Annotated in this window: 10 protein-coding genes; 4 read left to right on the top strand and 6 right to left on the bottom strand. The window is 50.8% G+C overall.

Going from position 1 to position 13,381, the window contains the following annotated elements; genetic code table 11:
• Positions 1 to 125: 125 nt before the first annotated feature.
• Positions 126 to 902: an SGNH/GDSL hydrolase family protein gene (locus OGV79_RS21625; RefSeq protein WP_012134496.1), complete on the bottom strand. Its 777-nt coding sequence runs from the start codon at positions 900 to 902 to the stop codon at positions 126 to 128.
• A gap of 10 nt (positions 903 to 912) precedes the next feature.
• Positions 913 to 1,950, bottom strand: a complete 1,038-nt coding sequence (locus OGV79_RS21620) for a porin (RefSeq protein WP_012134495.1) — start codon at positions 1,948 to 1,950, stop codon at positions 913 to 915.
• A gap of 414 nt (positions 1,951 to 2,364) precedes the next feature.
• Here OGV79_RS21620 and OGV79_RS21615 point away from each other — a divergent pair, with 414 nt between their 5' ends.
• Positions 2,365 to 3,735, top strand: a complete 1,371-nt coding sequence (locus tag OGV79_RS21615) for a class-II fumarase/aspartase family protein (RefSeq protein ID WP_200031301.1) — start codon at positions 2,365 to 2,367, stop codon at positions 3,733 to 3,735.
• A 37-nt stretch (positions 3,736 to 3,772) separates the two neighbouring features.
• On the opposite strand, the gene OGV79_RS21610 is transcribed toward OGV79_RS21615, so the two are convergent.
• On the bottom strand, positions 3,773 to 4,666 hold the full coding sequence (locus OGV79_RS21610; RefSeq protein WP_047463819.1) for a MurR/RpiR family transcriptional regulator: 894 nt from the start codon (positions 4,664 to 4,666) through the stop codon (positions 3,773 to 3,775).
• Between the two features lie 347 nt (positions 4,667 to 5,013).
• Here OGV79_RS21610 and dcuC point away from each other — a divergent pair, with 347 nt between their 5' ends.
• The 3 genes from dcuC (at position 5,014) to OGV79_RS21595 (ending at position 10,358) form a co-directional block, all read left to right on the top strand.
• Entirely contained in the window at positions 5,014 to 6,381 is a 1,368-nt protein-coding gene (gene dcuC / locus OGV79_RS21605; protein WP_047459531.1) for a C4-dicarboxylate transporter DcuC, read from the top strand.
• Positions 6,382 to 6,408: 27 nt separating this feature from the next.
• Complete coding sequence (locus OGV79_RS21600; RefSeq protein WP_286468918.1) at positions 6,409 to 8,103, top strand: NAD-dependent malic enzyme; 1,695 nt, start codon at positions 6,409 to 6,411, stop codon at positions 8,101 to 8,103.
• 356 nt (positions 8,104 to 8,459) lie between these two features.
• Positions 8,460 to 10,358 carry a methyl-accepting chemotaxis protein gene (locus OGV79_RS21595; RefSeq protein ID WP_080750339.1) on the top strand — a complete coding sequence of 633 codons (1,899 nt, stop codon included), beginning with the start codon at positions 8,460 to 8,462 and terminating at the stop codon, positions 10,356 to 10,358.
• A 129-nt stretch (positions 10,359 to 10,487) separates the two neighbouring features.
• Here OGV79_RS21595 and OGV79_RS21590 read toward each other — a convergent pair whose 3' ends face one another.
• From OGV79_RS21590 to fimG, 3 genes are read right to left on the bottom strand one after another with little or no spacing between them, the layout of a single operon-like run.
• Complete coding sequence (locus OGV79_RS21590) at positions 10,488 to 11,921, bottom strand: EAL domain-containing protein (RefSeq protein ID WP_390888632.1); 1,434 nt, start codon at positions 11,919 to 11,921, stop codon at positions 10,488 to 10,490.
• 28 nt (positions 11,922 to 11,949) lie between these two features.
• A complete protein-coding gene (locus OGV79_RS21585) occupies positions 11,950 to 12,852 on the bottom strand; it encodes a fimbrial protein (protein WP_058668445.1) in 903 nt (300 codons plus the stop codon).
• A gap of 16 nt (positions 12,853 to 12,868) precedes the next feature.
• Positions 12,869 to 13,372, bottom strand: coding sequence for a type 1 fimbrial minor subunit FimG (gene fimG, locus OGV79_RS21580; protein ID WP_199976389.1), 504 nt, complete (start codon positions 13,370 to 13,372; stop codon positions 12,869 to 12,871).
• Positions 13,373 to 13,381: the final 9 nt, after the last annotated feature.

The following is a 13,381-nucleotide window of genomic DNA, read 5'->3' as shown; positions in this document are numbered from 1 at the left end:
GCCTACGGTACTACGGTGTGGTGCGGGTAATGCCGGATGGCGGCTTTGCCTTATCCGGCCTACGGTACTACGGTGTGGTGAGATTGTAGGCCCGATAAGCTTGCGCCATCGGGCAACCGAACCGGCTATGATGATTTCTGAAACTCGCTGACGGTTTCCCACGCAATCTGCTGCAATGCTTTTGCGGTGGCTGGGGTCATATCCGTGTCTACGGGCAACGCTCCGCCCACTGGCGACTGGTTATACAGCGTGGCAAAGAACACACAGGCGGCTAAATAGGTTCCTGCGATGGAAGGGTGTACGCCATCGTGGTAATAAAGATTAATTTCCGGGTGTGCTTTACGCGCTTTTTCAAAAGCCAGGCCGACCGGCGCGACATAGCCGCCAGTTTTCTGAGCAATGGAAACATAGGCGTCAGCAAGTTTCTGTATATCCTCTGGTTGATCCCGCTTTGCCCAGGTCATGAAGTACACGACTTTTGAACCTGCCTGATGCGCCATATCCGCCATTTTTGTCGCGGATTCGATGAAATTCTGCCGGGTGCTCTCTTTCTGCGAAATCGTCTCCGTGGAGTTGCCTTGCAAGATGACAACGTCCCATTTTTGCAATGTATTCTGATAGGCGAGATTATGAATTTGCCAGCCTAAATGACCGCTTGAGATGGTGATCCCTCGATACTTATACCCTTTCGCGTGGTTCGGTAGTAAAGAACGCGTCAGATCCCGCAACCGGGTATTAATATTGTTGTTATAGAACGTAAAAGAGTTGCCATACAGCGCGACAATTTTATTATCCCCCTCTATTTTTGCATAGGGTGAGGGCGCTAATAGCGCATCAGCATGCACACATAAACTGCCAAATAAAAAAGTTGATGCAAGGGATAACTGCATTATTCTTTTCATAAATCACCTGTCAAAAGTCATAGCGGAGTCCAACGATGAGCGCGTCATCATTGACTTTTTGGTTTTTATTGGCGAAGGCTTTATCGTAAGTAAATGATAACCAGGTATCATCGGCTAATGTTATTTGTGTTTCGACACGCCAGTCCTCTTTTTCATAGACGGATTTATCTTTCTCATCCAGGAAACTGTAACCGGTAAGGAATTTAAATTTACCGTATTTCCAGGACAGTAATGAATCCATGCCTTTAAAGTCATTGTCGCTTTTATTATCGCGCGCAATGGATGTGCGTAATGCGGTGACGGCGGCTTCAACGTTCTTATAGCTGAGCTGCAAGCCTGCCATGATCTGGTCGTTTTGATTCCGGCCATCGGTGGTTTTTACACCATCCTGGCGTTTATAACGGCTGGCGGCAATCGCCGGTGTGAGTCTGAAATCCCCCAGTCTGAGCGTGTTTCTGTAACTGGCCATTGCGCCATAATCCAGAGCTTCATTACTGCTGCCATTGCCCGCGACCCACGCCAGCTGTATCTCATTGCCTGCAAATTTAGCATTCCATTGTACGGTGCCGTCCTGGCGGTTGAACTGGTAGGAGTCATCAATGGTGGTGATGCCGTAGCTGTAAATATTCGGCGTAAAGTTTTTATATTTATCAGTCATTTTCATGACCTGATACAACGGGTTTTTAGTCCTGCCGACAATCAGTTCGCCCCAGGTTTTATTGGACAAACCAATATAGGAGTAGCGCGCTTTTAAATCGCTATCCCCGGTATTGCTGTCGTTTTTTTCGGTTCGCACCTGCCATTCCAGACGGCCCACGATCTTTGTCTCGGGGATAAAATCTAAATCCCGGGTGAGGTAAATCCCCAGACGGCCACCCAGATTCGTTCGTGTTTCGCTTCCGGCATAAGAGTTTTCTCCGCTGGCAATTTTACCTTCTACACGGCCATAAATATCCAGCGTATTTCCATCTTTATTATAGATACTCATCGCATATGAGGAGGTTGTCATCCCCGTCAGTAGAATGAGTGAAATCATTTTTATTTTCATAGCATCCCCAGAAAACAATAGTTAGCTTATTTGTCTGTTCGAGTGAGCGGTTTATCGCAGGAGGGATTGTTCTGGAAAAAAGGAAATTCATGATATGGGAATTATTTTTTCTCATTACAAAATGTGATTTTTAGCGCATAACGATGTCCTGTTTTATCGTGTTGCTAAATTTAATGATGATTATTTGCGAAAAGTTAAAGCAAAGCGAAATACGCGTTGCACTAACAAAGCAACTCATTGTGATAGCTATCTCATTTTTGTGTTTTTCGGGCGTTAAAAAGGGAAAGCAAAATTCTCATGACGTATTTTATGAATGGGAATTTTATTTTCCCCTGTTAATCAGTTGGCCGATCCCGCAAGATTCATTCACGACCTTTTATATTAAGATGCTTTATATTGCCGGAGAGTCGCAGTATGTACGGTAAGCAAACAACAGTATTTGATTCTGACCTCTATTCATCGCTCTTTACCGAGAGTCGGATGCGGGAAATCTGGTCTGACGACAATCTGCTTCGCTGCTGGTTGACGTTTGAAGCAACGGTAGCGCGCGTGCAAAGCGAGCTGGGCATTATTCCTGAACAGGCGGCGATTGAAATCGAGCAGGCATGTCAGAACATCGAGATAAACTGGCCTGCCTTAGCCCAGGGAACGCAAACGGTGGGCATGGCGATTAAACCCTTGATCGACCAGATTTCGGCTGCTGGCTCTCCGTTGGTTAGCCGCTATCTCCACTGGGGATGCACCACCCAGGATCTGCTGGACTCCGGCGTGGCGATGCGATTACAGCAGACGCTGCAACGGGTATATCAGCAACTGATTGAGGTAGGGGAAGAGATGAAGGGCATGGCCTTAAAGCATGCCCGCACCGTTATGGTTGCGCGCACCAATTCGGTTGATGCCTCCGCCACGACCTGGGGGCTGCATGTCTCCGGCTATCTGGCGGAGGTGAATCGGCATCTGAACCGGCTGCAACAGCTCTATCCCCGGGCGATTACGGGTCTGTTTGGCGGCGCGGTGGGGAATCTTGCCTCCGTCGGCTCTCAGGGAATGGCGACGCGTGAGCGGTTGATGCGGGCGCTGGGGCTAAACGTTCCCTGTGGTATAAACAATGCCAGCCAGGATGCAATTGTTGAAGTGGTTCAATGCTTTGCGCTGATTCACGGTACGCTCTGCCGCCTGGCGAATGACGTGGAAACCCTGGGACGCACCCCCATCGCGGAAGTGCTTGAAGGCGAGGGCGGCGGAGGCTCCAGCACCATGCCGCACAAGGCTAATCCGCGCGCCAGCAATATGATTCAGACGCTGGCGAGGATGGGCTGGATGTACGCCTCCGGCGCGCCTGCGATGCTGGATCAGCAGGATGTGCGCGCGGCGTCGATGAGAGTATTGAACTGGACGATTCTACCCGAGGCGTCGAACGCCTTATCGGTCAGCCTTAGCCGGGCCAAAAAGCTGCTTTCCCACCTTATTGTGAATGAAGACAGAATGCGCGCTAATTTTGACTGCTCGAAATCTTTCATTATGTCGGAATCGATTACGATGAATCTGGCGAACAAAATAGGGCGAGAACCCGCTTATAATTTAGTTAAAGCGCTGCTCAGTCAGGCGAATGGTGAGCAAAGTCTTATCGACATTGTCCACGCCAGCCCGGAAATTCGGGCGTCGTTATCCGCAGAAGAAATTGCCGATGCCTGCGAGCCGTTGTCTTATATTGGTTGCAACGATGCGCTGATTGCCGAGACCCTCGCGCGGTTTGATGAAATGAAAGTCATCGATATCGCGTAGCGCTTTATGTCGGGAGCGTCCCTCCCGACTCTGCTGGTCAGGTATTATGTGAAGAAGCGGAAAATGTCTCAAAGAAGAGAAACAACTCTTCCAGTTGGGCAAAGTTGCCTTCATTGTCACTCTTCTCATAAGCCAGATGCAGAATCAGTTCGATAAAAAAGAAACCGAGAATTCGGCTTTGAAAAATGGACTCCACGTCGCTTGGCAGTACAAACTGAAGATCGCAGAATTTACCGTAAGGATTGGCATCAGAATTGGTGATCAGCACGACGGTCGCATTTTTCTTTCTGAACCATTTCGCGATATTGAGTGCGACCCGGTTAAAGCGATAGTAGGAGAATACGATCAGAACATCATCTGGTTCGATGTTTATCAGGCACTTGGGCAACTCGCTGATGTCGGTAGGCAGAAGAGTGATGTTGCTGCGAAAGTACTTTAACAACGTACAAAAATGCAGCGCCATCGCATGGGAGGAGGAAGGGCCGACCACATAAATATGGCGCTGGCTGTTGAGTACCAGTTCGATGAATTTATTCAGGCTATCGATGCTGATAGTCTGTTTAAAACCATTAAATAATGAAGTGACTTTATTATTAAAGGTCTCAACAATCTGTTCTGTTTTGGTGGTGTTTTTAGGTCGCTGGCGACTGTTTTTCTCAAAAGGCGCGGCGATTTTGTTTTTTGACAGCGTGGTATCCAGCGCTCTTCTGAAAGCCGCATAGCCGGTAAAACCGACTTTATTCAGAAAGCGCCCGATGGTTGCTTTGCTCACGGCGGCATTCTGGGAAAGATCGACAATCCCATGATAAGGTAATTCGCTGAAGTGTTTATTAATATAGTCATTAAGCCGACATTCCGACTCGGTCAGGTCACCAATATTTTGGGTGAGTGAATTATACTCATCCAGACTTAATGTGTTTTTTCTGTACATGTGCAGTACCCGGTGACGTTTTATATTGAGATTGTTATATGAAAAGATACCTCTGCCGTCAATCATTCCGTGGCTGGCAATTTAGTAAAACGTCTTATTTTCTGCGGGATCGCGCCCCATGTAGATAAGATGCGATCTTACTCACAAAAAAATATGGGAAAAGCCCTTTCCCATATTTTATAGCACGGTGGTTTATTACGATTAAATCGACAGTACAATTATTTAATACCGTGAACTGACGGACATATTCTCATGGCAATATGTATGAGCAGGTTTTTAGCTGTTGATGAAAACGCTGCTTGCATAAGGCTGACATCTCTGATTTGTATGGTATAGGGATTGTTGTTATGACTGCATTTATTATAGCAATAGTGATAACAGTAATTGCCGCGTGGTTAATTGTGAAAAATTACCAGCCGCAAACTGTGTTATTATTCGCGGGGCTGGCGTTATTAACAGTTACCGTTCTGTTTTACCCAGAGAATAGTATTCTTTATGGTAAAGCAAAATCTACCGGGTCAACCTGGCTGGATATCTTCAGTTTTGCAAAAGAGTCTTTGACCACGCAAATCGCGGGTATCGGCTTAATTATTATGGCGGCGGGGGGATTCGCCAGTTATATGGATCACATCAAAGCCTCGAATGCGATGGTGAATATGTGTATTCGTCCCTTGCAGGTCATTAAAGCGCCTTATCTTATTCTTGCGCTGGGCTACATTTGCGCGCAGCTTCTGCATGTGGCGATCTCCAGCGCAGCCGGGCTGGCGATGTTATTACTGGTGACGTTTTTTCCCGTTCTGGTGCGGCTGGGCGTCAGTAAAGCGTCCGCTGCCGCGATGATCGGCCTGTGCGCGTTTATGGATCTTGGCCCGGCGGTTGGAACGGCGAATCTTGCGGCCAAACATGCCGGAATGGAAAGCGCGATTTACTTTGCGCACTATCAGATGCCGGTGGCGGTTGTGGTTATGCTGGCCGTCGCGGTGGTGATTTTCTTTACCGCCAAATATTTCGATAAAAAAGATGGGTTTGTTCCGGGGACGGAAGAGGTTGCCGAAGCGGAAGAAGAAGGACGCAAAGTGCCCGCCATTTATGCGCTGCTGCCTGTATTGCCCGTCATTCTGGTTCTGGTTTTCAGCCCGCTGGCGATCGCATCCATCAAAATTGACGTTGTGACGGCGATGATCCTCGGGGCGGTGGTCGCTTTTTTCTTCGAGCTGTTCACCACGCGTGATTTCCGCGCCTGTTGCAAAGGGTTGCAGGTATTTTTCAAAGGAATGGGAAGCATGTTTACCAGTATCGTTTCTTTACTGGTCTGCGCGGATATCTATGCCCAGGGGCTACAGAAGATCGGCGCAGTGGACTATCTCCTTCAGTCCGTGCAAAGCGCCGGTCTGGGCTTTACCAGTATGACGCTGGTGATGACGGCGCTGGTGGGCGTTACCGCGGTATTAACCGGTTCTGGCGTGGCGGCATTCTTCTCCTTTTCCGGGCTGGCGCCCTCTATCGCGGCGAAGTTTGGTGAAAGCGCGGTCAATATGATTCTGCCTATGCAGCTGATGGCGGGAATGGGGCGCTCTATTTCTCCGGTTGCGGGCATCATTATCGCCGTGAGCAAAGCGGGCGAATGCTCACCGTTTATGATCGTCAGAAGAACGCTGCTCCCGGCGCTGGCGGGGATTGCCGCGATGTTGATTGCCAACTATGTGCTGATTTAACGCTTTTCTTATTACCAGGTTTAACTCATGGACAGCAACGTGACACACGATGTTTTATACGTCCCGTTTACGGGGAAACTGTTACTGGAATCGCCGTTATTGAATAAGGGGAGCAGTTTTACTCAGCAAGAGCGGAATGATTTTAATCTTAATGGATTGCTGCCCTGCGCTATCGAAAATATTGATGAGCAAGCGGAACGCGCTTACCAACAATATCTGGAGGCGGAGTCTGATAACGCGCGGCATATTTATTTGCGTAATATCCAGGATACGAATGAGACGCTATTTTATTACCTGCTGAAAAAACATCTCCCGGAAATGCTGCCGATTGTTTATACCCCAACTGTTGGCGCGGCCTGTGAAAAGTTTTCCGGGATTTACCGTCGCGCCAGAGGGGTCTTTATTTCGTGGCCCGATCGCGAACGTATTGACGATATTCTGCATGATATCCCGAGACACGATATCAAAGTGATTGTGGTGACGGACGGGGAACGCATTCTGGGACTGGGCGATCAGGGCGTTGGGGGAATGGGGATACCGATTGGCAAACTGTCGCTGTATACCGTTTGCGGCGGGGTAAATCCGGCGCATACGTTGCCCGTTATGCTGGATGTCGGGACAAACAATCCGCGATTATTAGACGATCCCCGCTATATGGGCTGGCGGCATCCGCGCATCACCGGTGAAGACTACTTTGCGTTTATCGGTATGTTCATCGCTGCGGTGAAACGTCGCTGGCCGGATGTATTGCTGCAATTTGAGGACTTTGCCCAGCATACTGCGGTTCCTTTGCTGCATCGTTATCGTGATGAGCTGTGCTGTTTTAATGATGATATTCAGGGAACGGCGTCGGTCGCGCTGGCGACAATTTTAGCGGCCTGCCGCGCCAGCCAGCGTGATTTTAATCAGCAGACGATGGTCATCGTTGGCGCAGGGGCGGCGGGTTGCGGCATTGCCCGCCATATCATCGCCTGCCGGGTGGCCGAAGGTATGGACGCCGCAGAGGCCAGCAAAACGATTTTCATGGTGGATCGCGACGGCCTGGTGATGACCACCGCCTCGTCGCTGGCTGATTTTCAGGTTCCGCTGGCGCAGCCTCCTGAAATGCTATCTGGATGGGCATACGCTGGCGCGACGCCATCCTTGCTGGAGGTCATTCATAACGCGAAACCTGGCGTGATGTTGGGCGTTTCAGGGCAGGCGGGGCTGTTCACTGAAGAGGTGGTGCGTACGATGTATCGCCACTGCGAGCGCCCGATTATTATGCCGTTGTCTAACCCGACCTCCAGAATGGAGGCCCGGCCGCAGGACCTTATCCGCTGGACTGATGGACAGGCGATTATCGCAACGGGAAGCCCTTGTGAGCCGGTAGATTTTGCCGGACGTACGATACCGGTATCGCAGTGTAATAACGTGTATATCTTTCCTGCCATTGGTCTTGGCGCAATTGCCAGCGGTGCCAGGAGGATCACGGAAACGATGCTGATGGCGGCGAGCCGCGCGCTTGCCGACGCCTCGCCTTTGGCGAGTCATCATGGCGGAGGACTGCTGCCGGAAATCAACATGATATGCGATGTAACCCGCCGTATTGCCTTTGCGGTGGGGAAGGCGGCGCAGCTGTCCGGCGTAGCGGATGCGCTGGATGATGCAGTGCTGACACAGCGCATTACGGCGCATTTTTGGCTACCGCACTATCGTCCTTATAAACGCCGTGCTATCTAGTTTTTGGCTATGAATGCTCCGCTTCGGCAGTCGCGCCGGAGCGGGGCCGGGCGTATTAATAAAAAATACAAGGCGATAAAAAATAAAGGTAAGGAATAAAACTGACATCATAAGTTGAAAAATAAAACTTCATTAGCCTGCGATGCATTGCGCGGATTGTGCAACTTCATGATATGTATTTAATTATTTTTGAAAGCGGATGCGCGGCCTTATACAAGGTCAGATGGACGACGGTTAATTAAAATGCTGTTTTTATTTTATGTGGGGAAAACCTTATTCAGAGCGATCGAAATAAGTAAAGAATTGCGGATAAATGTCGTTATAACACTTATCCAAACCGATCGAGACCCTACCTCATGATGTGGAAAACAACTCAAGCCCGAGTGACACTCCTGCTTATAAGTTTTTTTGTTATATTACTGTTGGTTACGTTTGTTGTTATCAAACAATTTGTCTCTCCGCAGATTATTGCAACGGAAACCAGAAATATAAGAGCCACGGTCGAGCTGCAAAGTGACGCGATAAAAGAGCAAATGAACCGCGTTAAAGCGCAGCAGCGCACGATCACCGAACTGGTTTCCGGGCTTCAGAGCGATCAAATTGACGCGCTCTTGCCGCTGTTTGTGAACCAGTATGGCGATCTGAATGTTTTTGGCGGCGGCATCTGGCCATTACCCGGGCTGCGCGAGCCGGGCCGCGATAAATTCAGCACTTTTTATGCGCGCGATGCCGGTGGCGTGCTCCAGCTTAATACGGTCTGGAACCAGCCGGAGTCAGAAAAATACTGGGAACAGCCGTGGTATAAAGACGGTATGGCTGCGCCAAAAGGTGAGTGTGCATGGGCCAAAGCCTACCAGGATTCGGCCAGCCCGCAGCCGAGAACCAACTGTGCGATGACAATCTGGAAAGAGGGAAAGGCCTGGGGTGTCGCCACTATCGATGTGACGTTGGGCTTTTTTAACCAACTGGCAAAAGAGATGGGGAAGGCGGTCGAGGGAACCGTATTAATTGTTGAGTCTGATGGCAAAATTGTTGGGAACGGCGCGCCGACTCAAGGCAATACCGCATTGATGAATGTGCGCGATTTGAATATTCCGTCAGCTTTACCGCTGCTCAATCTGCTGAGCCAGGGGCAAAAAGCGGAATATGAGGGCGGCTATGACGGCGAAGACGGCGCCCATTCGCTGTTTGTTTTGTCGATAGAAGGCAGCCCGTGGTATCTGGTGATTGATACGCCCAGCAGCAACCTGGTGCGCCAGTCTAATGCGATACTGACAACACTCACGCTCGTGCAGACGGTGATCGGCCTTATCATTGTTCTTGTCCTGATGCTGATTGTGCGCAACATTTTCAGGAATGTGACGCTGCTGAACAGGAACATAGAGGCGCTATCCGGCGGCGGCGCCGATCTCACGCAACGGCTTGTGGAAAGCAAAAGCCCGGAATTTAATGCCATCATCAATAACTTTAATAAATTCATCGCGTTCCTTCAGGATTTGATGCAGCAGGTTGGGCACAGCTCCTCGGCAATTTCTTCTGCTTCGCGGCAGATCGCCGGAGGCAACCTGGATCTCTCCTCCCGTACGGAAGAACAGTCCGCTTCCATTGTTGAAACGGCGGCGTCGATGGAGCAGCTCACCAGCACCGTACGGCAAAATGCGGAGAATGCGTTGCAGGCGAACAGGCTGGCGACACAGGCTTCCGACGCGGCGAAAGCGGGGGCTTCAGTGGTCAATGACGTGGTTGCCACAATGAGCAACATCAATGATTCATCCTCAAAAGTGGTGGAAATCATCAGCGTAATTGATGGCATCGCGTTCCAGACCAATATTCTGGCGCTGAACGCGGCGGTTGAAGCGGCGCGGGCCGGTGAGAATGGCCGTGGTTTTGCCGTCGTTGCCGGTGAGGTGCGTTCTCTTGCGCAGCGAAGCGCCCAGTCCGCGCAGGAAATTAAGAAGCTCATTGAAGAATCGGTCAGCAGTATTGAGCAAGGTAGCGGTCTGGTTCGCCAGGCGGGTACGACAATGGACGGCTTAATGGAGAAGGTTGAAGACGTGAGCGTTTTAATCTCTGAGATCAGTTCCTCAAGCGATGAGCAAAGTCGTGGAATTGAGCAGATTAATATCGCAATTACTCAGCTTGATAGCGCGACCCAGCAGAATGCGGCGCTGGTAGAAGAGGTTGCCGCAGCGGCCCAGTCAATGGAATCGCAAACCGAGATGCTTGAAAAAGTGGTCGGCAGCTTCAAACTCTAAAAAGCGGTATAACAAAACGCGCAGCATGATGGGGGTTAGCCCTTCGCCGGACCGTGGAACACGTTGGTCTCAGAAAAGTTATCCCTTGTCATGCGGCGCTCTATGAAACCAGTAAGGCGCAGCGTACGTTCAGCGAGGTGCGGGATGTTTCGGTAAAAATTGCTGGATTATCTCCGGCAGACGATCGTGAGTGATGGGCGGCGAGAAAAGATAGCCCTGAAAGCGGTCAACTCCCAGCGCTTTCAACTGATTGAATTTCTCCAGACTATCGACGCCTTCGGCAATACAGCGGCTCTGCGTCAACTGGCAGTAATAGAGCAGACTCTTTATCAGCGCCAGTGCATGTGGATCGCGTTGAAAATCATTCACGATACTCATATCCAGCTTGTAGCCGCTAAAGCGGATTGTCCTGACGGGAAACATTACGCTGCTGTGTGAAAAGCAGTCATCGAGGAAGATGCGAAAGCCTTGCCGTTGGATTTTGTCCATATTTTCTGCTGTTCTTCCTTGCTGATGCAGATCGACCGTTTCTGCAAATTCCAGCACTAATCGACCCGACCATTGCGGCTGCTGTAGCTGCTGGCGCGCCGTTTCCATCATCCGCAGCAGGTTTTCGTGGTTGGCGATGCAGGGTGGAATATTTATTGAGAACCAGAACTTACCCTGGTGTTGGTTAATGTTCTGGATTGCTATTTGTAGCACAAAGGCTGTGAGCAGGAGCCAGGCGTATTCGGCGTGGATCTGCGGCAGAAATTCGCCGGGAAGCAATACGTTGTCGCCTCTTCTCCAGCGGGAAAGGATTTCAACCCCCTGCAACCGCAGGTGGCCGTCGGTTATGGGTTGAAATACCGGGAATACCTGTTGACTATGAATGGCATGGATAAATTCGCGCTCAAAGGGAGATAGCGAGGCGATGAGCTGATTGTTGTGAGTCTTGCTCTGGCTTCCAGGAAAGCGGGTAATCAGATGCGGGTGAGACGCCACCATCTTTTTTAGTCCTGACGTTCTTTGATTATAAAGTGTTTTCTGGCTCACACCGCGGATCTTCGCCTGTGTGTTGATGCTGTACCCGTACAGAAGAGAGAGGGTGGCGCTCAATTCCGTTTTACTTAACCCCGCTGCCGGTTTGCCCTGTATCTGCGCGTCTAAAAAGGACAATTGCTGTAGTTTCGGGTATTGCAGGAAGTCACCCTGTAGCAGCGCTGCCAGTTGTTTCCCAGGAAGGTCGGAGGCGACCGCCCGGACGGCGGTAAGTTGCCGTTTATCAGGAACATGGTAGAGCAGCGTTTGCCATAGCCAGGCGGATGGACTACGGCTAAGGATCAGCATGGGCAGCGGTGTTTCTGCCTCAGCAAGCAGGAAAGCGGCTTCCCTAAGAATAAACAGCAGCCAGTAAGGATCGTCAGGGAGAAAAACGACGATCCTTCCGACCTCGGATGTTAGCTGTAGCGAAAGGCGCTCCTGCGTCTGGTGTTGCAGCAGCACCGGTCGCCGTTGACCGCAGGTCATCATTCTGGCGAGTCCTTCCGCCGCCATTGAACAGGGAGACAGGATATAGTCCACCCTTGTTTTCTCCAGCGGGGAGGGAGGGTTACTGGTAAACAAATGTCACCCCGATGATCGACTGGACGTTGCCCGCCGTGACCTGGCCGCTGGTGCGCGCGTAGGTCGCGGTTAAGCCAAGATTTACCGGCGATGTGCCGACCGTGCCCAGTGCTACGGTGTTGTTAGCGGGAACAACACTACCGTATCGGGTCATCTGAACGCCGATACCCTGCGCCGCTGAGGAGGACGCGGTGTTGCTGAAGATAGAGTTGGCGGCATCGACGGTCGTACCTGAAAGGTAATAGCCGAGGTTCTGGTTTTGCGCACAGTGGACAGTGACCGGCACGGCCATTGAGCCGGGATAGTCTGGAAGCGTCACGGTGACATCACGCGCTGATACGTCGCATCCTCCAGTAGGGACAACAACATTATTGTTGGCGTAAATATTCCAGATGAAATTATTCGGGTTTCCGTCGCTGGCCACTTTATGCATATTCAATTGCGCGATGAGTTCGCCAGAGTTGATGACGACGCCTCCCGCTGCTCCGGTAGCGGTCAGATACATGCGCAGCGGCAATCCGCGATAATCCGTATGAGTGATGGTATAGACGGATGAATTACCGTTCATCGGCAAAGGATACGTATTCCCCGCCCAGTAAACGCTCCCCGTAAACGCCGCAAGCGCGCCACCGAAGGCGGAGCCGCTGGTTAAATTGATGTAGTCAATGATAGAGCCGCCGGAGGAGTCGTTTTTACAGGAAACTGAAGAGGATAAATCTACGACCAGGTTTTGACCCACTCCAACAGATGGCGTCAGGTTTACATAGACATTCGCTGACCCTGAGGTCATGGTCTGCCCGGTATCATTGACTTTACAGGTGAATGCCGCAGCATCCAGCGACCAACCCATCAGCAGCAGTGTGGTGAATAGCGCGATGATTTTTTTCATGACAAACTCTCCTGACTCAGGCGTAGGTATAGGTGACGCTAATCACCGCCTGAATAGTTCCCTGGGTGGCGCCGCCGTTGACCGTTAATGCTCTGACCTGTAACGGAAAGCGGGTGGACTGCGTTGAGTCATCCACCTGAACGGATTTCGTGGCGCCATTGTTTAACGTGGTGCCTGCGTCATCCTGCAATTCGAGCTGAATATTGCCGGCGGTCCCCTGGTTTTTGTAATAACCGGTGCTGTCTGCGGTTCCGCTAAAGGTTGCGATGACCCGGGAGGTGCCGATCGGACAGTTAGTGAGTTCCAGCGCGGTACTGTGCCAGTCGGAAGCCGAACCTGCGGTTACCAGGCTGAAGGTATACAGGTCGCCGAGGTCAACGGCGGCATTGGTGGTAGACACCGTGCACGGCTTCGCCACCACCTTCCCGTTGACGGTAATCGTGATATCAGCGGCCTGAAGCCCTGAAGAGGCCGCTGTCAGTACGCTTGCCAGAAGCCACCCTACATAGTTGCATTTCATCTCAGCCTC

Source organism: Citrobacter sp. CK185, from assembly GCF_030333565.1.
Classification (GTDB): domain Bacteria; phylum Pseudomonadota; class Gammaproteobacteria; order Enterobacterales; family Enterobacteriaceae; genus Citrobacter_B; species Citrobacter_B koseri.
This window is presented reverse-complemented; position numbering and strand designations above follow the sequence as displayed.